This window comes from Pseudomonas sp. MWU12-3088, assembly GCF_023242405.1.
In the GTDB taxonomy this organism is placed as follows: domain Bacteria; phylum Pseudomonadota; class Gammaproteobacteria; order Pseudomonadales; family Pseudomonadaceae; genus Aquipseudomonas; species Aquipseudomonas kribbensis.
Genome location: NZ_JALJEA010000002.1, coordinates 400,491 through 423,769 on the forward strand (window position 1 = coordinate 400,491; position 23,279 = coordinate 423,769).

At 61.8% G+C, this 23,279-nt stretch carries 26 protein-coding genes and 1 pseudogene; 11 read left to right on the forward strand and 16 right to left on the reverse strand.

Annotation, left to right across the window (positions count from 1 at the left end; genetic code table 11):
- The first annotated feature begins 13 nt into the window (after positions 1–13).
- The 3 genes from M5B98_RS07615 to M5B98_RS07625 are packed head-to-tail and all read left to right on the forward strand — an operon-like array spanning position 14 to position 1,759.
- Complete coding sequence (locus M5B98_RS07615) at positions 14–388, forward strand: YcfL family protein (protein ID WP_192552538.1); 375 nt, start codon at positions 14–16, stop codon at positions 386–388.
- Positions 389–424: 36 nt separating this feature from the next.
- Positions 425–1,012, forward strand: coding sequence for a penicillin-binding protein activator LpoB (gene lpoB / locus M5B98_RS07620; protein WP_007951848.1), 588 nt, complete (start codon positions 425–427; stop codon positions 1,010–1,012).
- Positions 1,013–1,015: 3 nt separating this feature from the next.
- The gene (locus M5B98_RS07625; protein ID WP_085731448.1) at positions 1,016–1,759 is read left to right on the forward strand and encodes a penicillin-binding protein activator LpoB; all 744 of its coding nucleotides are present in this window, start codon (positions 1,016–1,018) and stop codon (positions 1,757–1,759) included.
- A 60-nt stretch (positions 1,760–1,819) separates the two neighbouring features.
- Here the strand turns inward: M5B98_RS07625 and M5B98_RS07630 are convergent, their stop codons facing one another.
- From M5B98_RS07630 to M5B98_RS07640, 3 genes are all read right to left on the reverse strand, one after another.
- Positions 1,820–2,452, reverse strand: coding sequence for a LysE family transporter (locus M5B98_RS07630; RefSeq protein ID WP_085708946.1), 633 nt, complete (start codon positions 2,450–2,452; stop codon positions 1,820–1,822).
- A 114-nt stretch (positions 2,453–2,566) separates the two neighbouring features.
- The gene (locus M5B98_RS07635) at positions 2,567–3,148 is read right to left on the reverse strand and encodes a mechanosensitive ion channel family protein (protein ID WP_096817368.1); all 582 of its coding nucleotides are present in this window, start codon (positions 3,146–3,148) and stop codon (positions 2,567–2,569) included.
- Positions 3,148–5,058, reverse strand: coding sequence for an ATP-binding cassette domain-containing protein (locus M5B98_RS07640; RefSeq protein WP_248742360.1), 1,911 nt, complete (start codon positions 5,056–5,058; stop codon positions 3,148–3,150). Before M5B98_RS07640 ends, M5B98_RS07635 begins: the two co-directional genes overlap by 1 nt.
- Before the next feature lie 50 nt (positions 5,059–5,108).
- Here M5B98_RS07640 and M5B98_RS07645 point away from each other — a divergent pair, with 50 nt between their 5' ends.
- On the forward strand, positions 5,109–5,570 hold the full coding sequence (locus M5B98_RS07645) for a TIGR02444 family protein (protein ID WP_248742361.1): 462 nt from the start codon (positions 5,109–5,111) through the stop codon (positions 5,568–5,570).
- On the opposite strand, the gene M5B98_RS07650 is transcribed toward M5B98_RS07645, so the two are convergent.
- Positions 5,567–6,730: an AlgP family protein gene (locus M5B98_RS07650; protein WP_248742362.1), complete on the reverse strand. Its 1,164-nt coding sequence runs from the start codon at positions 6,728–6,730 to the stop codon at positions 5,567–5,569. The genes M5B98_RS07645 and M5B98_RS07650 overlap by 4 nt on opposite strands.
- A gap of 192 nt (positions 6,731–6,922) precedes the next feature.
- On the opposite strand from M5B98_RS07650, the gene M5B98_RS07655 reads away from it, so the two are divergent.
- Positions 6,923–7,588, forward strand: coding sequence for an FKBP-type peptidyl-prolyl cis-trans isomerase (locus M5B98_RS07655; RefSeq protein WP_248742363.1), 666 nt, complete (start codon positions 6,923–6,925; stop codon positions 7,586–7,588).
- Positions 7,589–7,647: 59 nt separating this feature from the next.
- Here the strand turns inward: M5B98_RS07655 and rsd are convergent, their stop codons facing one another.
- The 8 genes and pseudogenes from rsd to M5B98_RS28780 all read right to left on the reverse strand — a co-directional run.
- Positions 7,648–8,106, reverse strand: coding sequence for a sigma D regulator (rsd, locus tag M5B98_RS07660; protein WP_085708939.1), 459 nt, complete (start codon positions 8,104–8,106; stop codon positions 7,648–7,650).
- A 185-nt stretch (positions 8,107–8,291) separates the two neighbouring features.
- Positions 8,292–8,843, reverse strand: a complete 552-nt coding sequence (locus M5B98_RS07665; RefSeq protein WP_134828481.1) for a disulfide bond formation protein B — start codon at positions 8,841–8,843, stop codon at positions 8,292–8,294.
- Positions 8,844–9,060: 217 nt separating this feature from the next.
- Entirely contained in the window at positions 9,061–10,299 is a 1,239-nt protein-coding gene (locus M5B98_RS07670; protein WP_248742364.1) for a heme biosynthesis protein HemY, read from the reverse strand.
- A complete protein-coding gene (locus M5B98_RS07675) occupies positions 10,296–11,435 on the reverse strand; it encodes a uroporphyrinogen-III C-methyltransferase (protein WP_119426770.1) in 1,140 nt (379 codons plus the stop codon). Before M5B98_RS07675 ends, M5B98_RS07670 begins: the two co-directional genes overlap by 4 nt.
- A 16-nt stretch (positions 11,436–11,451) precedes the next feature.
- Positions 11,452–12,207 carry a uroporphyrinogen-III synthase gene (locus M5B98_RS07680; protein ID WP_248742365.1) on the reverse strand — a complete coding sequence of 252 codons (756 nt, stop codon included), beginning with the start codon at positions 12,205–12,207 and terminating at the stop codon, positions 11,452–11,454.
- Positions 12,204–13,145, reverse strand: a complete 942-nt coding sequence (gene hemC, locus M5B98_RS07685) for a hydroxymethylbilane synthase (protein ID WP_248742366.1) — start codon at positions 13,143–13,145, stop codon at positions 12,204–12,206. The genes M5B98_RS07680 and hemC overlap by 4 nt, the downstream gene beginning before the upstream one ends.
- Before the next feature lie 138 nt (positions 13,146–13,283).
- The gene (locus tag M5B98_RS07690; RefSeq protein ID WP_085708933.1) at positions 13,284–14,030 is read right to left on the reverse strand and encodes a LytR/AlgR family response regulator transcription factor; all 747 of its coding nucleotides are present in this window, start codon (positions 14,028–14,030) and stop codon (positions 13,284–13,286) included.
- Positions 14,027–14,158 (reverse strand): annotated as a pseudogene (locus M5B98_RS28780) (sensor histidine kinase); the annotation flags it as partial. The gene M5B98_RS07690 and the pseudogene M5B98_RS28780, both read right to left, overlap by 4 nt.
- Before the next feature lie 343 nt (positions 14,159–14,501).
- Here M5B98_RS28780 and argH point away from each other — a divergent pair.
- Positions 14,502–15,896, forward strand: coding sequence for an argininosuccinate lyase (gene argH, locus M5B98_RS07700; RefSeq protein WP_103368168.1), 1,395 nt, complete (start codon positions 14,502–14,504; stop codon positions 15,894–15,896).
- A 59-nt stretch (positions 15,897–15,955) separates the two neighbouring features.
- Here argH and M5B98_RS07705 read toward each other — a convergent pair whose 3' ends face one another.
- Complete coding sequence (locus M5B98_RS07705; RefSeq protein WP_248742367.1) at positions 15,956–16,615, reverse strand: glutathione S-transferase; 660 nt, start codon at positions 16,613–16,615, stop codon at positions 15,956–15,958.
- Between the two features lie 123 nt (positions 16,616–16,738).
- On the opposite strand from M5B98_RS07705, the gene M5B98_RS07710 reads away from it, so the two are divergent.
- The 3 genes from M5B98_RS07710 to M5B98_RS07720 all read left to right on the forward strand — a co-directional run bounded on the left by M5B98_RS07710 (position 16,739) and on the right by M5B98_RS07720 (position 20,498).
- Positions 16,739–17,023 (forward strand): hypothetical protein, encoded by a 285-nt coding sequence (locus M5B98_RS07710; protein ID WP_102620727.1) that lies wholly within the window; start codon positions 16,739–16,741, stop codon positions 17,021–17,023.
- Positions 17,024–17,214: 191 nt separating this feature from the next.
- Positions 17,215–17,460 carry a TIGR02647 family protein gene (locus M5B98_RS07715; RefSeq protein WP_007951883.1) on the forward strand — a complete coding sequence of 82 codons (246 nt, stop codon included), beginning with the start codon at positions 17,215–17,217 and terminating at the stop codon, positions 17,458–17,460.
- A 194-nt stretch (positions 17,461–17,654) separates the two neighbouring features.
- Positions 17,655–20,498 (forward strand): class I adenylate cyclase, encoded by a 2,844-nt coding sequence (locus tag M5B98_RS07720; protein ID WP_248742368.1) that lies wholly within the window; start codon positions 17,655–17,657, stop codon positions 20,496–20,498.
- Between the two features lie 7 nt (positions 20,499–20,505).
- Here M5B98_RS07720 and rnk read toward each other — a convergent pair whose 3' ends face one another.
- The 3 genes from rnk to cyaY all read right to left on the reverse strand — a co-directional run bounded on the left by rnk (position 20,506) and on the right by cyaY (position 21,597).
- On the reverse strand, positions 20,506–20,916 hold the full coding sequence (gene rnk / locus M5B98_RS07725; RefSeq protein WP_085708929.1) for a nucleoside diphosphate kinase regulator: 411 nt from the start codon (positions 20,914–20,916) through the stop codon (positions 20,506–20,508).
- Positions 20,917–21,044: 128 nt separating this feature from the next.
- Entirely contained in the window at positions 21,045–21,263 is a 219-nt protein-coding gene (locus M5B98_RS07730; protein ID WP_085708928.1) for a DUF1289 domain-containing protein, read from the reverse strand.
- A 1-nt stretch (position 21,264) separates the two neighbouring features.
- Entirely contained in the window at positions 21,265–21,597 is a 333-nt protein-coding gene (gene cyaY / locus M5B98_RS07735; protein WP_114886277.1) for an iron donor protein CyaY, read from the reverse strand.
- A gap of 239 nt (positions 21,598–21,836) precedes the next feature.
- Here cyaY and lptM point away from each other — a divergent pair, with 239 nt between their 5' ends.
- Both lptM and lysA read left to right on the forward strand, forming a co-directional pair.
- Positions 21,837–22,019, forward strand: coding sequence for an LPS translocon maturation chaperone LptM (lptM, locus tag M5B98_RS07740; protein ID WP_119426778.1), 183 nt, complete (start codon positions 21,837–21,839; stop codon positions 22,017–22,019).
- 9 nt (positions 22,020–22,028) lie between these two features.
- Positions 22,029–23,276, forward strand: a complete 1,248-nt coding sequence (gene lysA / locus M5B98_RS07745) for a diaminopimelate decarboxylase (protein ID WP_248742369.1) — start codon at positions 22,029–22,031, stop codon at positions 23,274–23,276.
- Positions 23,277–23,279: the final 3 nt, after the last annotated feature.

Genomic DNA, 23,279 nt, shown 5'->3' on the forward strand with positions numbered 1-23,279 from the left:
ACGGAGTCTTTGCATGCGTTTCAAACTCTTCGCTGTCGCCGCCCTCGCCGCGCTGGCCAGCGGCTGCGCCACCCCGCCACCACCGGAACCGGGCAGCGCCGCGAGCAAGGTCGTGGCCATGGGCCCGCAGAAACACATTGCGGTCGGCGCCATGCGCGTCGCCCGCGAGAACGGCTTCATGACCGTCAATGTGCAGTTGACCAACACCCTCAACAGCAACAAGACGTTCTATTACCGCTTCGCCTGGCTCGGCGCGGAAGGCTTCCCGATCGCCGAAGAAGAAGTCTGGAAGAGCCAGATGATGTACGGCGCCCAGACCAGCTTCATCCAGGGCATCGCCCCGACGCCGAAAGCCGTGGACTTCCGTCTTGAAATGAAAACGCCTTAAGCCCGACACCCTATTCCCGATTCAGAGAACATTCCCATGTTTGCACGCTTTTCCTTCATCGCTGTCCTCGCCCTGCTGGCCTCCGGTTGCGCCAACACTTCGCCGACCCTGGGCAGCAAAAACATCAGCTACGGCGACACCAAGGCCGTTGAAACCGTGACCAACGAGTTCGGCTCGACCGACCTGCAGATGATCGCCGAGTCGATGACCCGCTCCCTGGCCCAGTCCGGCATTCTGCAGGGCCGTCCGGTGGTGCAGGTCTACGACGTGAAGAACAAGACCAGCGAATACATCGACACCCGCGAAATCACCACCAGCATCAAGACCCAGCTGATGAAGTCCGGCACCGCCCGCTTCGCCAGCGACAACACCGCAATGCAGAGCCAGGTCGACCAGCTCAAGCTGCAAAACCAGAGCGGCCTGTACAAGAAAAGCACCGTGGCCAAGACTGGCAACATGATCGCCGCCAAATACCGTCTTGAAGGTTCGATCAGCTCGATCGTCAAGCGCAGCAGCGACTACAAGGACGTCTTCTACAAATTCAGCCTGCAACTGATCGACGTTGAAAGCGGTCTGGCCGAGTGGATGGACGAGAAAGAGATCCGCAAAACCACGGAGCGTTAATCGATGCGCGCATGGATTGGCATGATGGCCCTGGCTTGTGCGTTCAGCGCGCAAGCGGCCCCGAAAGTCGCGGTAACGGATCTGGCGTACCAGGAACGCGTGGAGCAATACATCCACATCGTTTCGGCGCAGAACAATTACCGTGAGGGCTACTACAGCTCCAGCGGTTCGTCGAACTACAACGAGCTTGAAGCGTCCACCAGCTACATCGAACAAGGCGAACTGCGTAAATTCACCGGCGACATCAAGGGTGAAATCCTGCGCACCGGCATGTTCCAGCTGGTGCAAGGCACGCCGTACACGGCGTCTTCCAAGGGTGACGTATACGACGTGATCAAGCGGATCAAGGCCGGCAACTTCAAAGGCGCCGACTATGTGCTGTTCGGTACGGTGTCCGACATCGACTTCACTCAGGACATGAACGAGCTGGCCAACACCGACAGCTATTCAGCCGTACTGGGCCTGACGCTGGTGGCGGATTTCAGCCTGATCAACACCAAGACCTACGAAATCACCTCGGCCTTCACGGCCATGGGTGAAGCGCAGGACACCAAACTGGTGAACCACCGCGACATCAAGATCTCGCTGAACCGCCCACGGGTGGTGCGTGATGTCTCGAAGGCGCTGGGTGAAGACGTGGCCGGGCAACTGAGCATGCAGCTCGGCGGTGGCGGTTACGAGCAGCCGCGTGAACCGCAGCAGCGCAACAATCTGCCGCGTGATACGGCGCCGGTGATTCTGCACTGACCGACTGCCGGAAACGAAAAAGGCGACCTGAAAAGGTCGCCTTTTTTATGCCTGCCCGCTTTACGCAGCAGCTTTGCGCAACGTCGCCATGAACGCCGCTGCACCGATGAACAGCCCGGCAAACGTACGGTTCATGCGTTTTTGCTGGGTCGGTGTGCGCAGCAGACGCAGCACCTTCGACGCCAGCCCGGTGTAGCCGGCCATGACGATCAGGTCGACGCAGATCATGGTCACGCCGATCACCACGTACTGGATCAGCAGCGGTGCGTGAGGATTGATGAACTGCGGCAGCACCGCCAGCATGAACACCAGGGCCTTGGGGTTGCTGATGTTCACCAGGAATCCACGGAACACCAGCGCCATCGGCCGGCCGATCGGGCGTACCGCCGCGTCATCGCTCATGTCCATCGGCAGTGCGCGCCACTGCTTGATCGCCAGGTAAACCAGGTAGGCGACACCAAACCATTTGATCGCATGGAACGCGGTGGCCGAAGCAGTGAGGATTGCGCCGACACCGGCGCCGACGATGGCAATCTGCAGGGCCAGGCCCAGTTGCAGGCCCAGGGCGTTCCAGTAACCGCGCCAGAAACCGTATTGCAGACCGCTGGACATCGACGCAATCGCGCCGGCGCCCGGAGAAAGGCTGATTACCCAACACGCGGCAAAAAACGCCAGCCATGTTTGAAGCTCCATCGCACACCTCGACTCAGACTCGTGACAAACGTCCAAGCTAATGGGATTCAGGCTGGATGACTACCGATTTTTTTCAGGATGTTGCGGCCGCCGACCAACGTGGCCGGCGCCCGATCACTTTTCGAAACCGCTGGAAGGAAACACATCCGACCCGCGCCAGCGTCTTACCGAGCGCTGGAAGAACAGGCTGTTGGGGACCTGCACCATGGCGCTGCCGGTGCCAAGTTCTTCGGCCTCGATCAGCGTGGTGTAGAGCAGATTGATCGCCACCACCCGGCCTTTGACGCCGGGCTTGTCGGTGGTGTCCACCAGCTCCACCACATCGCCCAGACGAAACGGGCCGACGGTGAAAATCAGAATCGCGCAGAGCAGGTTCGACAACACGCTCCACATGGCGAAGAACGCCACGGCGGCAACGGCGACGAAGCCAGACAGTGCCGTCCACAGCACGGTGGCAGAAACACCGAGACGCTCCAGCACGAAGATCAGCGCACTGCCCATGATCAGCCAGCGCAGGCCACCGCGCAGCGGCATCAACAACTGCGGCGGGAACGGATACTTCTCGCCCAGGCGCGTCAGGAACCGCGCGACGACACGCTGAGCGAAGTACCCCGCCAGCAGGATCAGCAGAATCTGTACACCCAGCCAGATCGGCTCGATCCACACCGCCGGCAACGGCAGCTTGAACGCGTCCATCAGGACAGCGCCTCCAGCTCCGCCTGCATGGTTTCCAGGGTTTCCAGCGCCTGCATCCACGCCTCTTCAAGCTCGCCTTCGCGGACTTTCAGCTTGGCCTGTTCGGCCAGCAGGTCGCGCAATTCGTTCTTGCGTGCCGGCTCGTAGAGATCACTGTCGCCGAGGCTGGCATCGACCTTGGCCAGTTTCTCGTGCAGCTTGCCCAGCTCGGCTTCGAGCTTGTCGGCTTCACGCTTGTGCGGTGCCAGTTGTTGACGCAACGCAGCCGCAGCCTGACGCTGGGCCTTCTTGTCGGTCTTGTCCGGGTTCACCGGCGTGTTGCTGACCGGGGCGTTGCGCTGGCGATACTCCACCAGCCAGCGCGCGTAGTCTTCGAGGTCGCCATCGAACTCCTCGACCTTGCCGTCCGCGACCAGGAAGAAGTTGTCGGTGGTGCTCTTGAGCAGGTGCCGATCGTGGGAAACCACCAGCACCGCGCCGCTGAACTCCTGCAACGCCATGGTCAGCGCCAGGCGCATTTCCAGGTCCAGGTGGTTGGTCGGTTCGTCGAGCAGCAACAGGTTCGGCCGTTCCCAGGCGATCAACGCCAGGGCCAGACGGGCCTTTTCGCCACCGGAGAAGTTCAGCACCGGCTCGTCGATCCGTGCGCCACGGAAGTCGAAACCGCCGAGGAAGTCGCGCAGGGTCTGCTCACGCTCGGTCGGTGCCAGACGTTGCAGGTGCAGCAACGGGCTGGCCTTGGCATCCAGCGAATCGAGCTGATGCTGGGCGAAGTAGCCGACCACGGTGTTCTCGCCGCGAGTCAGGCGCCCGGCCAGCGGCAACAGCTCGCCGGCGAGGTTCTTGATCAGGGTCGATTTACCGGCGCCGTTGGGGCCGAGCAGACCGATCCGCGCACCGGGGGTCAGTTGCAGCTTGACCTTCTCCAGCACGGTTTTCTCGCCGTAACCCAAACGCGCATCGGACAGGTCGATCAGCGGGCTGGAGATCTTGGTCGACTCGCGGAACACGAAGTCGAACGGCGAATCGACGTGAGCTGCCGACAGCTCTTCCATCCGCTCAAGTGCCTTGATCCGGCTCTGGGCCTGACGGGCCTTGGTGGCCTGGGCCTTGAACCGGGCGATGTAGCTTTCCATGTGCGCACGTTGCGCCTGCTGCTTCTCGTAGGCCTGTTGCTGCTGGGCCAGACGCTCGGCACGGGCGCGCTCGAACGCGGTGTAGCCGCCACGGTAGAGCACCAGCTTGCGCTGATCGACGTGGGCCACGTGATCGACCACTTCATCGAGGAAGTCCCGGTCGTGGGAAATCAGCAACAAGGTGCCGGGGTAACTTTTCAGCCACTCTTCGAGCCAGATGATGGCGTCGAGGTCCAGGTGGTTGGTCGGTTCGTCGAGCAGCAGCAGGTCTGACGGGCACATCAAAGCCTGCGCAAGGTTCAGACGCATCCGCCAGCCACCGGAGAAATCTCCTACCTGACGATCCATCTGCTCGTTGGTGAAACCAAGACCGGCCAGCAACTTGCGCGCCCGCGCGTCGGCGGTGTAGCCGTCGGCGCTGTCGAGTTCGGCGTGCAGGCGCGCCAGAGCAGCCCCGTCGTGGGCCTCTTCGGCGGCTGCGAGGTCACGCTGGACCTCGCGCAGGCGCAGGTCGCCATCAAGCACGTAGTCGACCGCCAGCCGCTCGAGGGTGTCGACCTCCTGGCGCATGTGGGCGATACGCCAGTCGGCCGGCAGCAGGCAGTCGCCCGAATCCGGGTGCAACTCACCGCGGAGCAAGGCGAACAGGCTGGATTTGCCGGCGCCGTTGGCACCGATGAGGCCGGCTTTGTGGCCGGCGTGCAGGGTCAGCTCGGCGTCTTCTAGCAGACGTTGCGGGCCACGCTGTAAAGTCAGGTTCTGAAGTCGGATCATAATGGCGGCGGAGTCTACCAGCTTCGTCCGCAACTGGCGCGAGTAGCACGATGTCCTCTGACCTGTGGAGCTTTGCCCTTGCCATCTACGCCCGTCCCGGCGTGGAGGATGCCTGCCTGCGCCTGCAATCGGCGGGGGGCAACGTGTGCCTGATGCTGTGTGGTTTGTGGCTGGAACAGCGCGATGCGACCTGCGACGAGGTACGCACGAGGCAGCTTCAAGAGCTGACCATCCCTTGGGACAAAGAGGTGGTTCAACCGCTGCGCGCGATGCGCATGCAGTGGAAAAGTCTGGCCGACACCGATCCTGTGCTCAAGGGTATGCGCGAGCAGATCAAGGGGCTGGAGCTGGAGGCGGAGCGCGCGTTGCTGTCGCGACTTGAAGGCGTAGCGCAGGGATGGAAGCGTAATTCGAAGGAATCGAGTGACTGGCTGGAGGTGCTGGCCGGCCCTGCGGCCAACCTGAACCGCGACGCGCTGCAAGTGCTGCGCGTCGCGGCGACCGGCGCTTAGGAAGCGCTGGTCGGGTTGCTGGCGACGCTCGACACCGGCGCCGAGGATGGCGTGGTTGCGGTGGTCGAGGTAGTGGCGGCCGATGCAGGTGCTGTGGTTGCAGCCGGGGTTGCCGGAGCGGCAGGTTTGGCAGCAGGAGCGGTGGCCGGTTTGGCTGCAGCTGGCTTGGCAGCGGCTGGTTTTTTCACTGCTGGTTTTGCAGCAGGTTTAGCGGCTGGCTTGGCGGCCGGTTTAGCGGCGGTCGCTGGCTTGGCGGCGGCAGTTGCAGGCTTGGCAGCAGCAGCCGGTTTGGCGGCTGGTTTCGCAGCAGGTTTGGCAGCAGCAGGTTTAGCCGCTGTTTTTACCGCAGGCTTGGCCGCAGGTTTCGCTGCAGCTTTGGCAGCGGGTTTGGCTGCAACCGGTTTGGCAGCGGTTTTGGCCGCAGGCTTGGCAGCAGCCGTTCTGGCCGCTGGTTTCGCTGCCGGTTTGGCGGCGGTTTTGGCGACTGGTTTAGCGGCCGGTTTGGCAGCTGCGGTTTTTGCCGGAGCCGCTTTTGCAGCAGCGGTTCGCGCAGCAGGTTTGGCAGCGGCTGGTTTCGCTGCAGCCGGCTTGGCGGCAGCAGGTTTTGCAGCGGTGGTTTTAGCTGCAGGTTTAGCAGCGCTTGCGGCTGCGGGTTTCTTCGCTGCAGGTTTTGCGGCGGCTTTCACTGGTGCTTTGGCCGGTGCTTTTGCAGCAGGTTTGGCGGCCGTTTTTTTCGCAGGCGCCGCTGCCGGTTTGGCCGAACGCAGGGACAACGCCTTGCCGACAGCTTCCTGAACACGGCCAACACCCTGGGCCAGTTTCAGGCTTTCCTGGGCATCGCGCTTGAGTTGCAGAATGTAGCTGCGGGTGTCGGACTGACGATCCTTCAGCGCATCGAGCAGGTCTTCGAGTTCCTTCACGGCAGCCTTGGCCTTGGTCTGCGCCTTGGCTTTACCGGCTGTGGCTGCGTCCTGCAATTTGGTGCGGGATTTGTGCAGTTTTTCTTGTGCCTTGCCGCGTTGCTTTTCCAGTTTGGCGAGCAGTTTTTCAGCATCAGCCAAGGCTTGGGAGCAAGCGTTTTCCAGATGTTCGAGCAGGCTGCCCGAGAGCTGTTGGAGTAAGTGCAACGGAGTGTTTACAGGCTTCTTGGTGGCCGACATGGTTTACCTCCTGGCTGACGTGAGTGCGGCTCATACTAGACCTCTGCTGCTACCGCCGCTAGGGCATGTTGACAGTATCGAATGCACTCGGTTGCAGGCTCGCGAAAAACTTCTGCACATTGCTCAAAGCAGTTCACCGTTGCAGAGCTTCGCGCTGGCATAATCCACCGCAATTCAGGACGGAGAGTGCCCATGTCGCGCTACCTTTTTTTATCCCTCTGCATGATCTTTTCGGCGGTCCAGGCCGACGAAAAAAACACCGCGAACGATGCCCATGATCTGGCCTACAGTCTCGGCGCGAGCCTCGGTGAACGGCTGCGTCAGGAGGTTCCGCAACTGCAGATCCAGGCATTGATCGAAGGCCTGCAACAGGCCTATCAAGGCAAGCCGCTCGCCCTGAGCGAAGCGCGGATCGAACAGATTCTGGCGGATCACGAATCGCAGACCGCCGAGCACGCAGCCATGCCTTCGACTGAAGCGGCGATGGAAAACGAGCGACGCTTTCTCACCGCCGAAAAAGCCAAGCCTGGGGTGAAAGAGTTGTCCGACGGCATCCTGCTTACCGAGCTGGCGCCGGGCAATGGTGCGAAGGCCGGCCCCGACGGAAAGGTGCAGGTGCTGTATATCGGTCGACTGCCGGATGGCACCGTGTTCGACCAGAACACTCAGCCGCAGTGGTTCAATCTCGACAGCGTGATCGCCGGATGGCGCACCGCGTTGCAAAACATGCCGGTGGGTGCGAAGTGGCGGTTGGTGATTCCATCGGATCAGGCTTACGGCGCCGACGGTGCCGGCGACTTGATCGCGCCGTTCACACCGCTGGTGTTCGAAGTCGAGTTGCGCGGCGCGACCGGTTGATCGCCCAATAAAAAACGGTGCGCTATTGGCGCACCGTTCTTGTGTCTTGCGGGACCGGTTCAGGCCTGAACCGGATCCTCTTCCTTGTGGGCGGTATGCAGCACTTCGATCAGGCAGTCTTCCAGTTCGAAGCGCTCGTGGAGCAGCCCACCCAGCTCCTTGAATTTTTCGGCAACGCATTTGCCTTCATCGCAAAGATCGTTGAAGGCCAGCAGTTTTTCCGTGATGACATCGATGCGCGGGTAGATCGTCTCGGCCAGTTCCAGGCCACGCTTGTCGTTGAAGGCCTTGGCCTCGCCCGTCAGCTGTTCGTAGATTTCGAAATGCCCGGCCGACACGTAATCGACCAGTACACCGCAGAATTCCTGCAAGGGCTTTCGATCTTCGGACAGTGCCTGAGGTTCTGCGCCCAGCTTGTCGTAGGCAGCGATCAGTTCCTCACGCTCCTGGAGCCAGCGGTCGATCAGCAGATGAACTCCACCCCAACGTTCCTGAGCATTCTGACAACTTTCGAGCATGGCGATCTCTCTTCCCTTGTGGGTCATGCTGCCCTACGCCTGCGCCCCTTCTTGTGGCTGTTGCTTTGAGAGGCGTTCAGGCAGAGCGTCATCGAGCAACACAAATCCAATGACACGTGCGGGCCAGATTATGCCCGCACGCCTGTGGCTTCAAGGTACGCAGGAGAGAAAGTTCATACAAGTGTTTAATCCCTGACCAGCCCCCGGTGCGACGCTTCGCCGCTGAGCGGTCGCTGCAGAGCGCTCCAGGCCAGTCGCAGCAATTGGTAAACCGCAAGGATCGACATCGCGACGAAGAACAGCAGGCTCCACTCCGGAACGCTCAGATCGAACAGCGTCCAGGACATTTGCGAGCAATCCTCGCTGTCAGTGAACATCCGCGCCAGGGCGCAAAGCCACGGCAGGTGACTGAATAATTCCTCGGTGCCGGGCGCGCACTGTGCCAGATGATGCAGAGCGTCACTTTGCAGGAGCACCTGCCGCCATGCAGCCATGGTTGCGCCGAGACTGGCCGCCAGCGCACCGGACCAGTAGAGCGAAAGGCCGAAGCGCCCTGGCCCATGCACCGCTGCCACACCACAGCAGGTGGTGAGAATGCTCAGGAAAAGCCGTTGCACCAGGCACAGGCTGCACGGCACGAGACCCACCACGTACTCGAGGTAATAGGAAGCTCCCAGCGCCAGTGTTCCCGCCGTGAAAGCCATAAAAAACAGGGAGCGTGAGCAGGTCAACGACATGGGTTATCCGTAACAGTAAAGACAGGCAGTTACGGTAGAGGAAAGGGCCTCGGCCTTTCAAGGCAGGTCACTGGCGACACTTCACCAGAGATGTAGGGAAATCCCGACAGACGCGAGAGGAAAGAATGTAGGCCTCTGTAGGACTTTGCCTCAGAAGTGAAATAGCGGTAACTATTCAGTCAAGGATATGGGCGAGGGAGCGCACCCCCTCGTCCATTCAGGCGTGAGCCTGCACCGGTAAAGGCGCGGCCAGCAGGCGCTCGTCCAACAATCCCAGACCTTCCTGGAACAGCTGGTTGCTGCGCTCGGTATCACCCAGCCGGGCCAGCAATCGAGCCAGCTCCGCACAGGCTTCCGGATTGCGCTGCGTGCGCAGGCTGCTTTCCAGATAGTCCCTCGCCTTGCCCCACAGACTGGCTTGCAGGCACAGGCGGCCGAGCGTCAGCAACAGGCTCGGGTCGGAGGGATGATCCTTGAGCCAGCCCTCGGCCACCTGCAATTGACGCGTCGGATCACTACCGCGCACCAGGCCATAGAGGCGCGCCAGGTGGCTGTCGTACTTACGCTTGAGGGCGTTGCGCAACACTTCTTCCGCCTCGACCTGAGCACCGAGTTGACGCAGTTGTTCGGCGTAGGCCAGTACCAGCGGCGACTCCTGGCGCTGTGACGAGGTCAGTTGCTGCCAGGCACGGTTGAGCGATTGCAGACCGACCGCGCCATCTTCTTCGCGATGCGCCGCCAGCGACAGATTCTCTCCCCAGGCGCGACGTTCCAGCTCGGCCAGTTCGGCAGGCGGCAGGACTTTGTCCTTGCGCAGCTCGGGCAGCATGCGAATTACCGCGGACCAGTCACCGCGCTGCTGATGCAGACGCTGCAACTGACGCAGGGTCTGGACGTTGTGCGGATGACGCTCGCGCATGGCCTGCAAGGTCACCAGCGCACCTTCGGTATCGCCACGATCGGTTTGCAGTTGCGCGTGGCTCAAGGCGATCGCCAGTTCAGCCTGAGGCTGACGTTCGAGCGCGCGCTCCAGCAGACGATCACTTTCCTCGTAATTGCCTTGCTCGTTGGCAGCACGGGCGGCGCCGAGGTAATACAGCAACGGTTGGCGCTCGGCCTCGGCAGCCCGATAAAGGTGACGCTGGGCGCTGGCCCAGCGACCTTCGGCCAGATCCAGTTGACCGTGTTCGATCGCCACTTGCACACGACGACTGCGGTTGCGGCGCGACCATGGATTGACCACACCACCGGAAGTCAGCACCAGTTCAACCAGCGCCTTGATGCCCCAGATCAGCAGCCAGAGCACCGCCACCAGCGCCAACGTCGCCCACAGGCTCGACTCATAGCGGAAGCTTTTGTAGGCCACCAATACGTAACCGGAATGCTCGGCAATCGCCAGACCAAGAGCCGCCGTCGCAGCGATCACCAGAAACACGATGACGTAAAGACGCTTCATGGTGTGGCCTCCTGCGCGGTGGCGGCAGGTTTGGCGAAGGGTTTCACCGAGTCCTCAGCGTTGACGTTACGGCGCTCAAGATAGGCCTGCACGGCGCTGAGGGTGCCTGCCAGATCCGGAGTAACAACCGTGACCGGCTGCTTGCTCAGCTCCGCCACTTGCTCAAGCATGATTTTGCTCTGCGGGTTGTCCGGGTTGAAATTACCCTTGAGCACGTCCCGCGCCTCAGTCAGTGCCTGGGTATAGACCGCTGCCTGACCGTTGAGCGCCGCCCATTGCGCCTGTTCCAGAGAGAGACTCAGGGCCAGGCGTACCTGGCTCAGGCTCTGCCCTGCAAGCAGAGGCCGCACGTTTTTATCGGCATTGAAATCGATGCGGATGTAGCGCGAGATCTGATCCCACCATTGCGACCAGCGACTGGCACCGTCGCCGTCGGAGGTCAGGCCCAGCAGCGAATCGCCGCGATCCTTGTATTCCGGCGCCAACTCGGTGAGCCCGATGACCTGATCGCGCAGGGCGCCCAGCTTCAGGAACAGACCAGTACGATCGGGTTGCTCGGTACTGCGCAACGCCACCAGGGTTTTCGCCACTTGCTCACGCGCGGCAAACGAACCCGGATCGTTTTGCTCCTTCAGAATATCGTCGGCACCCTGCACCAGTGCCTGAGCGCTGCTGATGTCTTGCAGGGCCGAAAGACGCAAGCTGGCCAGACGCAATAGATGTTCGGCCTCGGCCAGACGCCAGTCCTTGCGGCTGGCCCCGAGGACGGTTTCCAGACGCTGATTGAGGCGCTGCTGATCGCCCTGCAGTTGTGTGACCAGACGCTGGCGCTCGGCGAGCTCGTCGGCGCCCGGCAGTTGTCCGAGACGTTCGGTCAGACGCTGCTCGTTGAGTTTCAGGTTCTGGGCCTGATCATTCAACGCCTGCACCTGACTCAATTGCTCCTGCGTGCTGGCTTGCAGGTGTCGCACCTGCCAGACACCCCAGCCACCCACCGCAACACCGGCGGCGCCGAGCAGCAGCGCGACAATGGCCAATCCGTTGCCTCGGCGCGGTTCAGCGGCCGGTGGCGGTGCATCAACCGGTGCATCGATCACAGGTTGAACGTCATCTTTAGGCAAGGCTGTTTCGCTCACGTATCCATCCTTTGCATTAGAGAACGGGCACGGGATGCTCCCGTAACGCCGTCAGCAAGGCCGCGGCACTGGCGCCGCGACAATCCACAACTGTTCGGGCCCCGGCGGCACGTGCCTGCTCGGCGACCCTTGGGCTTGGAACAAACAACGGCATCTGCGCAAGCACCGGCCACGTATCGCCGGCCAATTGGCGCAGGTGCTCAAAACCCTGTCCACTGCTGACCACCAGCCCGTTCAGGCGTTCCGCCTCAATCCGTCGAGGAAGTTCTCGCGGCGGATAGTCCGGCAGGTCACGGCGGTACAGTTCCAGATACTCGACACTAGCACCAAGCGCGCGCAGGCGCTCGGCCAGCAGCTCACGACCGCCCTCTCCGCGCAGGATCAACACCTGTGCGCCGGGCTGTGCAACAGCCTCGAGCAGACGCGGCAATTGCAGCAAGGCTTCGCTGTCATCGCCTTCGTCCGGGCAATGCGCATCGAGACCCCGATCCCGAAGAATCTGTGCCGTCGCTGCGCCAACGCTGAACCAGGGCATGGCCGGCACGGCATCGATCATTTGCACAGCGATGCGTGCCGCCGGTTTACTGACCACGATCACCGCGCTGTAGCGCGACAACCCGGCGAACGTCTGGCGCATTGTGTCAGAGACCGGCAGCGGCGCGATTGCCAAAAGCGGCAGACAACTGCTGAAAATCCCCTGCCCGGCCAGCACCTCGGCCAGCGCCTCGCAATCGTCAGCGGGGCGCGTCAGCAGCAGGCGCCAGGTCGTCACTCGTGACCTGCCTCGCCGTAGACAGCCTTGAGAATGTCGTCGGCACCCTGGCGAAGCAAATCTTCAGCGACCTGCACACCCAGCGCTTCAGCTTCAGTGCGCGGCGCCCGGGCTTCGGCACTCAACAGCTTGCCGCCGCTCGGCTCGCCAACCAGGCCACGCAGCCACAATTGCTCGCCTTCGAGCACGGCGTAGCAGGCGATCGGCACCTGGCAACCGCCATTCAAGTGTTTGTTGAGGGCACGCTCGGCGCTCACACGGTCAGCCGTATCGGCGTGATGCAGAGGCGCGAGCAAGGCGTGGATTTCAGCATCGGCGCTGCGGCATTCGATACCGACGGCACCCTGGCCACCGGCCGGCAGGCTGTCGTCGACGCTGATGGCAGAAGTGATGCGATCTTCGAAGCCGAGGCGAATCAGACCGGCCGCCGCGAGGATGATCGCGTCGTACTCGCCGGCATCGAGCTTGGCCAGACGGGTGTTGACGTTACCGCGCAGGAAGCGGATTTCCAGGTCGGGACGACGGGTCAGCAACTGCGCCTGACGGCGCAGGCTGGAGGTACCGACGACGCTGCCGGCCGGCAACGCATCAAGGCTGGAAAAAGTATTGGAGACAAACGCGTCGCGCGGGTCTTCACGCTCGCAGATGCAGAACAGGCCGAGGCCTTCGGGGAAGTCCATCGGCACGTCTTTCATCGAATGGACGGCGATATCGGCTTCGTTCTCCAGCAACGCGGTTTCCAGTTCCTTGACGAACAGGCCCTTGCCACCGATTTTCGATAACGGCGAATCAAGCAGCTTGTCGCCGCGACTGACCATGGGCACCAGCGTCACCAGCAATCCCGGGTGGGCTGCTTCCAGACGGGCTTTGACGTATTCGGCCTGCCAGAGGGCCAGTGCACTTTTGCGGGTGGCGATGCGGATTTCGCGAGAGGACATGGATCAATCCGTACTGAATAGATACGGCGGATAATAACAGCTCAGCCAAATCCACTTTGACCTGAATCAGAAACGGCGTGGCCTCCCTGGCCGGCATTGCCTGGTGAAGAGAATGGAAAACCGCCCGACGCCCTCGGGCTAAAGCCCTTGCATCATTTTGCGTACGCCCGCCACATGGCGGCGGCTGACGATCAGCGCGTCACCGTTCAGGCCCTTGAGGAACAACTGGAAGTGGCCCAGCGGGGTGCGTTGCAGGCGTTCGATGCGGTCGCGGGCGACCAGCGCATTGCGGTGGATCCGCACGAAGCGCTCGCCGAACTCGTCTTCCAGCGCCTTGAGTGGCTCGTCCAGCAACACTTCACCGGCCTCATGACGCAGGGTCACGTATTTGTGATCGGCAATGAAATACACCACCTGATCCAGCGGGATCAGTTCGATGCCTTTGCGGGTGCGGGCGCTGATATGACTGCGCGGGCCATTGCCACTTTCGGCGGCGGGACGGGTCAGGGCCGATAGCTGAGCCCGATTCGGACGTTCGGCCCTTTTCAGGGCTTCCTGCAGATGTTCGGTTCTCACGGGTTTCACCACATGGCCCACGGCGCTGGCCTGCAGGGCCTCCAAGGGAAATTCATCGATACCGGAGCAGAACACCACGGCGGGCGGGGTTTCGCGTTCGCACAGCCGGGCAGCCACTTGCAGGCCGTCGAGGCCCGGCATGCGGATATCGAGCAGCACGATATCCGGCTTGTGGCTGTCGATCAGTGCCAACGCCTCTTCGCCATTGGTGGCGCTGGGCTCCAGGACTGTGTAGCCCTCGAGCTCGCTCACCATTCGGGCGAGGCGCTCGCGGGCCAGTGGTTCGTCATCAACGATCAGGACATTCATATTGCGCTGGATTCCTGCGTGAGTCTCGCACAAGGATAGCGTAGACAAGTGGAGTGACGTCCGTCACCGCGATCCACGCTAAGACTAGCGCGAGCGCCAAAAAGTGCCGTACGTCGGCCGGCAATATTTGCCGACACCCGGGACGCACCACTCGAAGCTCGCGTCTGTCTGCGTTTTACGCAGGGTATGCCGATGGTCAAAACACCCACCCCTCTCTTCTTATAGTCGGCGGCCAGACCTTTGCACGATCCACAGTCACGCCGACCCTTAGTCCTACTGTAGACGCTCGCCGGGCCGATATTGCTCAATCGGAAAATATCCTTGCGCAAATCCCCCGGAACCGGCGGCGACTATGAACGCAGAGATGAGAAAAAAACGTATCGACCAGTGTCAGCGACAGGATTGGCAACCCTGTTATTATCCGCGCCAGCGTTTCACGCCTTCTTTCTTCAAGCCGATACGAGCGAATTCATGAGCACTGACAAGACCAATCAGTCCTGGGGCGGCCGCTTCAGTGAACCCGTCGACGCCTTCGTCGCCCGCTTCACCGCCTCCGTCACTTTCGACCAGCGCCTGTATCGCCACGACATCATGGGCTCGATCGCCCACGCCACCATGCTGGCCAAGGTCGGCGTGCTGACGGATGCCGAGCGCGACAGCATCATCGATGGCCTGAAGACCATCCAGGGCGAAATCGAGGCCGGCCAGTTCGACTGGCGCGTGGACCTCGAAGACGTGCACATGAACATCGAGGCACGCCTGACCGACCGCATCGGCATCACCGGCAAGAAGCTGCACACCGGCCGCAGCCGCAACGACCAGGTCGCCACCGACATCCGTCTGTGGCTGCGCGACGAGATCGACCTGATCCTGGCCGAGATCACCCGCCTGCAAAAAGGCCTGCTGGAGCAGGCCGAGCGCGAGGCCGCCAGCATCATGCCGGGCTTCACCCACCTGCAGACCGCACAGCCTGTGACCTTCGGTCACCACATGCTGGCCTGGTTCGAAATGCTCAGCCGCGACTACGAGCGCCTGGTCGACTGCCGCAAGCGCACCAACCGCATGCCGCTGGGCAGCGCCGCGCTGGCCGGCACCACCTACCCGATCGACCGCGAATACACCGCACAACTGCTGGGCTTCGACGCTGTTGGCGGCAACTCGCTGGACAACGTGTCCGATCGCGACTTCGCCATCGAATTCTGCTCGGCCGCGAGCATCGCGATGATGCACCTGTCGCGCTTCTCCGAAGAGCTGGTGCTGTGGACCAGCGCGCAGTTCCAGTTCATCGATCTGCCGGACCGCTTCTGCACCGGCAGCTCGATCATGCCGCAAAAGAAAAATCCCGACGTGCCGGAGCTGGTACGCGGCAAGACCGGCCGTGTGTTCGGCGCCCTGATGGGCCTGCTGACCCTGATGAAAGGCCAGCCGCTGGCCTACAACAAAGACAACCAGGAAGACAAGGAACCGCTGTTCGACGCCGCCGACACCCTGCGCGACTCGCTGCGTGCCTTTGCCGACATGATCCCGGCGATCAAACCGAAACACGCGATCATGCGTGAAGCGGCGCTGCGCGGTTTCTCCACCGCCACTGACCTCGCCGACTACCTGGTTCGCCGTGGCCTGCCATTCCGTGACTGCCACGAAATCGTCGGCCACGCCGTGAAGTACGGCGTCGATACCGGCAAGGATCTGGCGGAAATGAGCCTGGAAGAACTGCGTCAGTTCAGCGACCAGATCGAGCAGGACGTGTTTGCCGTACTGACCCTGGAAGGCTCGGTGAATGCCCGTGACCACATCGGCGGTACTGCGCCGGCGCAGGTCAAGGCTGCCGTGGCTCGCGGACAGGCGTTGATCGCCAGCCGCTAAAAGCATCGCGGGCAAGTCGAATCATCGACTTGCCCGCGAACTCGCTTCAGAACAAATTTCTATTTTTTGGCTGCGATCATCGCCAAAAACGTCGGCATCGCCGCTTCCTTGTCTGCTGCAATCTTCTGCACATGCGGATTCTGTTCAAGCCGCTCCAGCAACGCCTTGGCCTGCGGCATGTCCGCCAGCAGATCCAGACCAAACAGCTTGTGCCCCACCGCAGCCGCCAGCGGCACGCTGTAGAGGAAGTACAGGTCAGCGATGCTCAGACTGTCGCCCGCCACATACGGGGCGAACTTGCCGTGACGACCCAGCGCCGCAAAACCCAGCAGCAATTCAGACTTGGTCTTCTCCTTGATCGCCTCCGGCAGCGCCGCGCCGAAAAACGCTTCGCCGTAACAGGCACGGGCCGGCAGCTCGATGTACAGCTCGATCTCCTTGGCCACCGCCAGCACCTGAGCGCGCGCGAACGGCTCGGCCGGCAGCAGCGGAACACCCGTCCGGGTGCTTTCGAGGTATTCGAGCATCACCATCGTTTCATTGATGTAACCGCCTTCGGCCCCCAGTATCGGCACCTTGCCGCGCGGGCTGATGGCCAGAGATTCCGGCGTTGGCGTCGGGTAGAAGGTGACTTCCTCGAACGGCAGGCCCTTTTCCAGCAGCGCCAGTTTGACCATGTTGTAGTAGTTGCTGACTGAGAATCCGTAGAGCTTGAACATCACATAGCCTCCAGGCCGTGCGGGGTGGGCAGTGCCTGTTTATAGATCGCTCCGGGGAATCCCGCCAGCAGCATCACGTCGCTGAATGCGGGTAAACTGGCGCCTTTCCTTGAGGAGCCTGCCATGAGCGAGCCGACAGACATCGATAACGACGAAGAAGAGTTCACCGAGAGCACTTTGATCGAAGCCATCGAAAACCAGATCGAAAGCGACAACCCGCCCGCAGCCAAGGCCACGTTCAACAAACTGACCCTGGTCGGTTACGAGCGAGAAGACATCCTGAACCTGATGGCCCACGTGCTGGCTTACGAAATCGACGCCATGCTCGATGACGACCGCGCGTTCAATACCGAATGGTACGAAGCGGCCCTTCGCGCATTGCCCGAGCTGCCACCGGAAAAGGCTTAACCGGGCAACCCGATGTGGGAGCAGCTCTGCTCCCACACAATTTGTCACCCATCTCTGCGGCCTTCTCCCGGCCCCTGACTACACTGGAATCCACCCCCGAGACAAAAACCCCGACGCACACTGGACAGGCCGCGCCGGCAGGTTCACCTTAGGGGCGCTGTCGTCCAATTCCTAGAAAGTCTGGAGTCCTTATGTCGCTTACCCCTGAGTTGGTTGCCGAACTGGAAGTCCTCGCACTCTTCAACCTGGACAGTTCCCAGGAAGGTCTGAAAATTCATCAGACCGCTGCCCCGAAGCACATTGCTGCTGCCCAACGCCTCTTTGAAAAAGAACTGACAGACCAGCCTGATGGCGGTTACCTGACCAGTCTCGGTCGCGATGCCGCACAAAACGTGCAGACCGTACTGACGATTCTGAAAGAGCAACAAACCGCCTGATCCTCCCGACTTTGCCCACGGAAACCTCCGCCACGGGATTTCCGCGGGCCAGCCCGGCCGCACGCCACCGTCAAGCGGTGGAAATCTGACGTCAAAAAACAAATTCAGCTTAATGCTCGCGCTGCACAGGCGCTAAACTCCCTCGCATTCCGTGACCCTCTGCCTCCGAGCCCTGCGAGCCGGTTTGAGTCGACATGACCCGCACCCATGAAATCCGCCCCGACCTGGACGAGGGAATCGACCGCAAGGTACTCAGCCAGCTGCGCGCACGCTTTCTCAAACTCAACGAAGGGCGCCTGAACCGGGCCCTCGAAGGCCTGTCGACGCGCCAGCAAAGCGTGCTGACCCTGTTGCCGCTGTTTTTCCACGTCAATCATCCGCTGCTGCCCGGTTATGTCTCGGGCAGCACGCCGGCCGGGTTGTCGAATTACGAACCGGACGCCGACGCCCTCGCCGAAGCCCAGCGCCTGACGCGCTCGTTTTCCTACAAGCCGCGCCACGGCAGCAACCCGCCGCGACCGATTCACGGCCTGTTCCTGATGGGCAGCCTCGGCACCCTGGCCCAGGCCGACCAGAGCGACATGGACGTGTGGGTCTGCCACGCTCCCGACCTGAGCGACAGCGAACTCGCCGAACTGCGCAAAAAATGCCAGTTGCTCGAAGCCTGGGCCGCGAGCCAGGGGGCCGAGGCGCATTTCTTCCTGATCGACCCGGTGCGTTTCGTCAAAGGCGAGCGTGATACCCAGCTCAGTTCCGAAGATTGCGGCACCACCCAGCACTATCTGCTGCTGGACGAGTTCTACCGCACGGCGATCTGGCTGGCCGGGCGTACGCCGATCTGGTGGCTGGTGCCGGTCTACGAAGAGCGCGCATACGACCAGTACACCCACACCCTGATCTCCAAGCGTTTCATCCGCAACGATGAAACACTCGACCTCGGCCCACTGGCGCACATTCCGCCGGGCGAGTTCGTGGGTGCCGGGCTGTGGCAGTTGTTCAAGGGCATCGAGTCACCTTACAAGTCGGTACTCAAGCTGCTGCTGATCGAGGTCTATGCCAGCGAACATCCGCAGGTGCAGTGCCTGAGCCTGCGCTTCAAGCAGGCGGTGTTTGCCAATCGACTCGACCTCGACGAGCTGGATCCATACATGGTGGTTTACCGCCGGATCGAGGAATACCTCACCGCGCGCAACGAACCGGAACGACTGGAACTGGTACGCCGTGCGCTGTACCTCAAGATCAACCGCAAGCTCACCGGCAACAGCCGCACCGAGAGCTGGCAGCGCTCATTGCTGGAACGGCTGGCCAGCGAATGGCACTGGGACCAGCGGCAACTGGCGCTGCTCGACAGCCGCAGCCAATGGAAAGTCCGCCAGGTCAGTGCCGAACGCCGGGCTCTGGTCAACGAGCTGAATTACAGCTATCGCTTCCTGACCCAGTTCGCCCGCACCGAGCAGACTGTCAGCCTGATCAACAAACGCGATCTCAACGTTCTCGGCCGACGCCTGTACGCCGCGTTCGAACGCAAGGCCGACAAGGTCGAGTTCATCAACCCGGGCATCGCCCCGGATCTGGCCGAAGACACCCTGACCCTGGTGCAGTCACCGAATAAAAAGGAACCCGGGCAAACCCAGTGGGGCCTGTACAACGGCAGCCTGACGGCGCTGGAGTGGGAGCACTTCGCGCCGATCAAGCGCAGCCGCCAGTTGCTGGAACTGCTGACCTGGTGTCATCGCAACGGCGTGATCGACAGCAGCACCCGACTGGCCTTGCATCCCGGCACCAGCGACATGAGCGAGTTCGAGCTGTTCAATTTGCTCGGCAGCCTGCAACAGAGCATCGCCCTGCCCTTGCCGACCGTTGCCGAAGAACCGCTGCTGCGCGCCAGTGTGCCGAGCGAAGTGCTGATTCTGGTGAATGTCGGCGTCGATCCGCTCAAGCATCACCGCGACCTGAACATCCTGATGACCACCGAACGCACGGACTCCCTGAGCTATGCCGGCGTGCGCGAGAACCTGGTCCTGACCCTCGATCAGGTCACGCTCAACAGCTGGAACGAAGTGCTGGTCAACCGCTTCGACGGCCCGCATGCGCTGCTCGACTGCCTGCGCGATTACCTCAACAACCTGCCGCGCGGACCGCAACAGCCCTCGCTGCGAGTGCGTTGCTTCTGCCACAACCGCGCGCAATTCATCGCCCGCCGGGTGGAAGAGATCGTCGATACCGCGCAGAACCTGCTGCTCAGCGACTTGAATCACCGCTACCTGATTCAGGTGCAGCAGCACTATCACGTGCTGGAACTGGTGCCGGGCCAGGTCAGCCATGTCGCCCTCGCCACCCTGCCGGCACTGCTCGATTACCTCGGCGAGGAGCAACCGCGCTACAGCCCGCTGCACCTGGACCCGATGGCGCTGGAAGACCACGACCTCGCGCTGATCCTGCCGATGGGCCAGCCCGCATGCATTCAGGTGTTTTACCGGATCACCGAGCAAACGGCCGAGCTGTACGTGCTCGACGAATTCAACGCACTGTGGCAACAACATTTGCCCTATCACGACGAGCAAAGTCTGTTGGTGCCGTTGCAGCGCTTCCTGCAATCGATCCAGTTCCGGCGCGAAGCACTGTTGCCCATGGATTCAAACCATGCCGCCAGCCTTGAAATCTTGTATTACCAGTTATTGCCGTCAGGGCCGGGACGCGCACGACGGGTCGAAATGCGCCCGGCGCCGCAGACGCCAGCCAACAAACCGTTCTACGACGTGCAGGCGATCATCGGCAAAGCCGCACCGGGGGAGGTGCAGGTCACGTTGTATTGCAATCAGCGGGAGTTCTGCGAACTGGAACATGGCGACCAGCTGTTCAGCGTGGTCGCCCGGGAAATCGTCGGGCAGCGCCGGGAAACCGAGCGCTACCGCTGCTACATCACCGACCTGGACCTGTCGGGCGTGATCGGTGACGGGCAGAGTTCGAGCAATCTGTATCTGCGTTACAAGGCCGACCTGGAACGCTCTCTGAACGAGGCGCTCGAGCAGGTCTGAGGCGGGGCTACTCCGGAAAATCGCCGCCGTTGGCCGGCTGCGATTCGACTTCCAGCAAGGTCAGCTTCAGGGTCTTGCCGCCCGGTGCCGGCCAGTCGATGTGCTGGCCAACCTTCAAGCCCAGCAGCGCACTGCCGACCGGGGCCAGGATCGAGATTTTGCCTTCGTCGGCGTTGGCGTGCTTCGGATAGACCAGCGTCAGGTGGTAGTCCTTGCCACTGCCTTCTTCGCGACAGTGCACACGGGAATTCATCGTCACGACATCGGCGGGCACTTCATCGTGGCCGACCAGGGTATCGGCGCGGTCCAGCTCGGTTTGCAGCGCGATCACGCCCGGCAGCGAGTCATCCAGGCTGTCGATCAGGCGTTCCAGACGTTGCACGTCCAGACGGGTAAGGGTGATGGAAGGTGCGGTCATGATCCGGGCAGACTCCTTTCTTCTGCACACAAAAAAAGCAAAACCCCGCCAAAAAAGACGGGGTTTTCACCAGGCCTCGATGGGTTGAGGCGTTTCCGGACACTATCACAGCTCAAAAAATATACAAGCTACGCTCCGGCGAGCTGCCGGCGTTGCATCGCCTGCGCGCAGATTACCCGGCGGCGCTCGTCATCGGCCGAACGCCATTCACGGATGTCTTCGACATGGCGCATGCAGCCGAGACAGACCTTCTGCTCATCCAGTCGACAGACGCCGGTGCACGGCGAAGGCACGGCCGGGCTGACGTTGCTGTAGAGCGGCTTGGCAGGGCGTGGCGCGGTCGTCATCTCAGATTTCGTCGAAATCGAGTTTTTCGCCGGCGCGCTCCCAGACGATGCGCTCCAGCATTTCGCCCAGCAACTCTTCGGTTTTCTCGCAGACCCACTTGCCGGCCTGCTCGTCATAGTCGAAATGGAAACCACCGGAACGGTCAGCCAGCCACAACTGACGCAGAGGCTCCTGACGGCTGAAGATCAACTGACTGCCGTTGTCGAACTTGATAGTCAGCACACCGGCCGAGTTCTCCATGTCCAGATCCAGGCCACTTTCGTCAAAGATGTCCTCCAGCGCTTGCTGGGTGGCATCGACCAGATCATGGAAACGGGCTTCGGACAAACTCATTGCGGCAACCTCAAAAAATGTCTGATCAGGCTCAAGCGCCGCAAGATACGGACGCTGCCAGCCGATTGCAAAGGATAACGACCAAGCGCCCTGCCCGGCGACGAAATATGCACCCGCCATGCAGGAAAGTTTTCCGCGCCGCAGCCCGAGCCCCGCCGGACGGGAGTTCCGTCGCATAGGCAAGCTGCCGGGTGGCCGGTATACTCCGGCGCAATTAACGCATATTCAAGGATTTCGCCATGAAGCGCCTGATCTCTTCCATTGCTGCGCTCGCTTCGCTCGTCGCTTTTGCCTGCTTGATTTCGGCCTGCGGTCAGAAAGGCCCGCTGTACCTGCCCGATGAAGATCAGGATCCGGCTGCACAAGCCCAGTCTTCGCAAAAGCAGCCGTCCAAAGCACACAAGCACGACGTTTACCAATAAGGGATCGCCATGGACGCTTTTAACTACCGTGGCGGGGAGCTGTTCGCGGAAGGTGTGGCGCTGTCCGCCATCGCCGACCGCTTCGGCACACCGACCTACGTCTACTCCCGCGCCCACATCGAGGCCCAGTACCTGGCCTACGCCGATGCGCTGGCCGGCATGCCGCACCTGGTGTGCTACGCGGTCAAGGCCAACTCCAACCTCGGTGTATTGAATGTCCTGGCCCGCATCGGCGCCGGTTTTGACATCGTGTCCCGTGGCGAGCTGGAACGTGTCCTGGCCGCCGGCGGCAGCCCTGACAAGATCGTGTTCTCCGGCGTCGGCAAGACCCGTGACGACATGCGTCGTGCACTGGAAGTCGGCGTGCATTGCTTCAACGTCGAATCCACCGACGAGCTGGAGCGCCTGCAAGTGGTCGCCGCCGAGCTGGGCGTTCGTGCACCTATTTCCCTGCGCGTGAACCCGGACGTCGATGCCGGTACCCACCCGTACATTTCCACCGGTCTCAAAGAGAACAAGTTCGGCATCGCCATCGCCGACGCCGAAGACGTGTACGTGCGTGCCGCGCACCTGCCGAACCTGGAAGTGGTCGGCGTGGATTGCCACATCGGTTCGCAACTGACCACCCTGCCACCGTTCCTCGATGCGCTCGATCGCCTGCTCGATCTGGTGGACCGCCTGGGCGATTGCGGCATCCACCTGCGCCACATCGATCTCGGTGGTGGCCTGGGTGTGCGCTACCGCGATGAAGAGCCGCCGCTGGCTGCCGACTACATCAAGGCTGTGCGCGAACGTCTGGTCGGTCGTGACCTGGCGCTGGTGTTCGAACCGGGCCGCTTCATCGTCGCCAATGCCGGCGTGCTGCTGACCCAGGTCGAGTACCTCAAGCACACCGAGCACAAAGACTTCGCCATCGTCGATGCAGCGATGAACGACTTGATCCGCCCGGCCCTGTACCAGGCGTGGATGGACGTCACCGCGGTCAAACCGCGCGACACTTCCGCACGCAAGTACGACGTGGTCGGCCCGATCTGCGAAACCGGTGACTTCCTCGCCAAGGATCGCGAACTGGCGCTGGAAGAAGGCGACCTGCTGGCCGTGCATTCGGCCGGTGCCTATGGTTTTGTGATGAGCTCCAACTACAACACTCGCGGCCGCGCCGCCGAAGTGCTGGTAGATGGCGATCAGGTATTTGAAGTGCGCCGCCGCGAGACCGTGGCCGAGCTGTTCGCCGGCGAAAGCCTGCTGCCGGAGTAACCC

Coding starts and splice junctions, on each gene's coding strand:
- M5B98_RS07720 (WP_248742368.1), top strand. CDS start 17,655: ATGACCCGCACCCATGAAATCCGCCCCGACCTGGACGAGGGAATCGAC.
- lysA (WP_248742369.1), top strand. CDS start 22,029: ATGGACGCTTTTAACTACCGTGGCGGGGAGCTGTTCGCGGAAGGTGTG.
- rnk (WP_085708929.1), bottom strand. CDS start 20,916: ATGACCGCACCTTCCATCACCCTTACCCGTCTGGACGTGCAACGTCTG.
- M5B98_RS07635 (WP_096817368.1), bottom strand. CDS start 3,148: ATGGACGCGTTCAAGCTGCCGTTGCCGGCGGTGTGGATCGAGCCGATC.
- lpoB (WP_007951848.1), top strand. CDS start 425: ATGTTTGCACGCTTTTCCTTCATCGCTGTCCTCGCCCTGCTGGCCTCC.
- M5B98_RS07645 (WP_248742361.1), top strand. CDS start 5,109: ATGTCCTCTGACCTGTGGAGCTTTGCCCTTGCCATCTACGCCCGTCCC.
- hemC (WP_248742366.1), bottom strand. CDS start 13,145: ATGTCCTCTCGCGAAATCCGCATCGCCACCCGCAAAAGTGCACTGGCC.
- M5B98_RS07705 (WP_248742367.1), bottom strand. CDS start 16,615: ATGTTCAAGCTCTACGGATTCTCAGTCAGCAACTACTACAACATGGTC.
- M5B98_RS07655 (WP_248742363.1), top strand. CDS start 6,923: ATGTCGCGCTACCTTTTTTTATCCCTCTGCATGATCTTTTCGGCGGTC.
- M5B98_RS07690 (WP_085708933.1), bottom strand. CDS start 14,030: ATGAATGTCCTGATCGTTGATGACGAACCACTGGCCCGCGAGCGCCTC.
- argH (WP_103368168.1), top strand. CDS start 14,502: ATGAGCACTGACAAGACCAATCAGTCCTGGGGCGGCCGCTTCAGTGAA.
- M5B98_RS07715 (WP_007951883.1), top strand. CDS start 17,215: ATGTCGCTTACCCCTGAGTTGGTTGCCGAACTGGAAGTCCTCGCACTC.
- M5B98_RS07640 (WP_248742360.1), bottom strand. CDS start 5,058: ATGATCCGACTTCAGAACCTGACTTTACAGCGTGGCCCGCAACGTCTG.
- M5B98_RS07730 (WP_085708928.1), bottom strand. CDS start 21,263: ATGACGACCGCGCCACGCCCTGCCAAGCCGCTCTACAGCAACGTCAGC.
- M5B98_RS07630 (WP_085708946.1), bottom strand. CDS start 2,452: ATGGAGCTTCAAACATGGCTGGCGTTTTTTGCCGCGTGTTGGGTAATC.
- rsd (WP_085708939.1), bottom strand. CDS start 8,106: ATGCTCGAAAGTTGTCAGAATGCTCAGGAACGTTGGGGTGGAGTTCAT.
- cyaY (WP_114886277.1), bottom strand. CDS start 21,597: ATGAGTTTGTCCGAAGCCCGTTTCCATGATCTGGTCGATGCCACCCAG.
- M5B98_RS07625 (WP_085731448.1), top strand. CDS start 1,016: ATGCGCGCATGGATTGGCATGATGGCCCTGGCTTGTGCGTTCAGCGCG.
- M5B98_RS07710 (WP_102620727.1), top strand. CDS start 16,739: ATGAGCGAGCCGACAGACATCGATAACGACGAAGAAGAGTTCACCGAG.
- M5B98_RS07650 (WP_248742362.1), bottom strand. CDS start 6,730: ATGTCGGCCACCAAGAAGCCTGTAAACACTCCGTTGCACTTACTCCAA.
- M5B98_RS07615 (WP_192552538.1), top strand. CDS start 14: ATGCGTTTCAAACTCTTCGCTGTCGCCGCCCTCGCCGCGCTGGCCAGC.
- M5B98_RS07670 (WP_248742364.1), bottom strand. CDS start 10,299: ATGAAGCGTCTTTACGTCATCGTGTTTCTGGTGATCGCTGCGACGGCG.
- lptM (WP_119426778.1), top strand. CDS start 21,837: ATGAAGCGCCTGATCTCTTCCATTGCTGCGCTCGCTTCGCTCGTCGCT.
- M5B98_RS07665 (WP_134828481.1), bottom strand. CDS start 8,843: ATGTCGTTGACCTGCTCACGCTCCCTGTTTTTTATGGCTTTCACGGCG.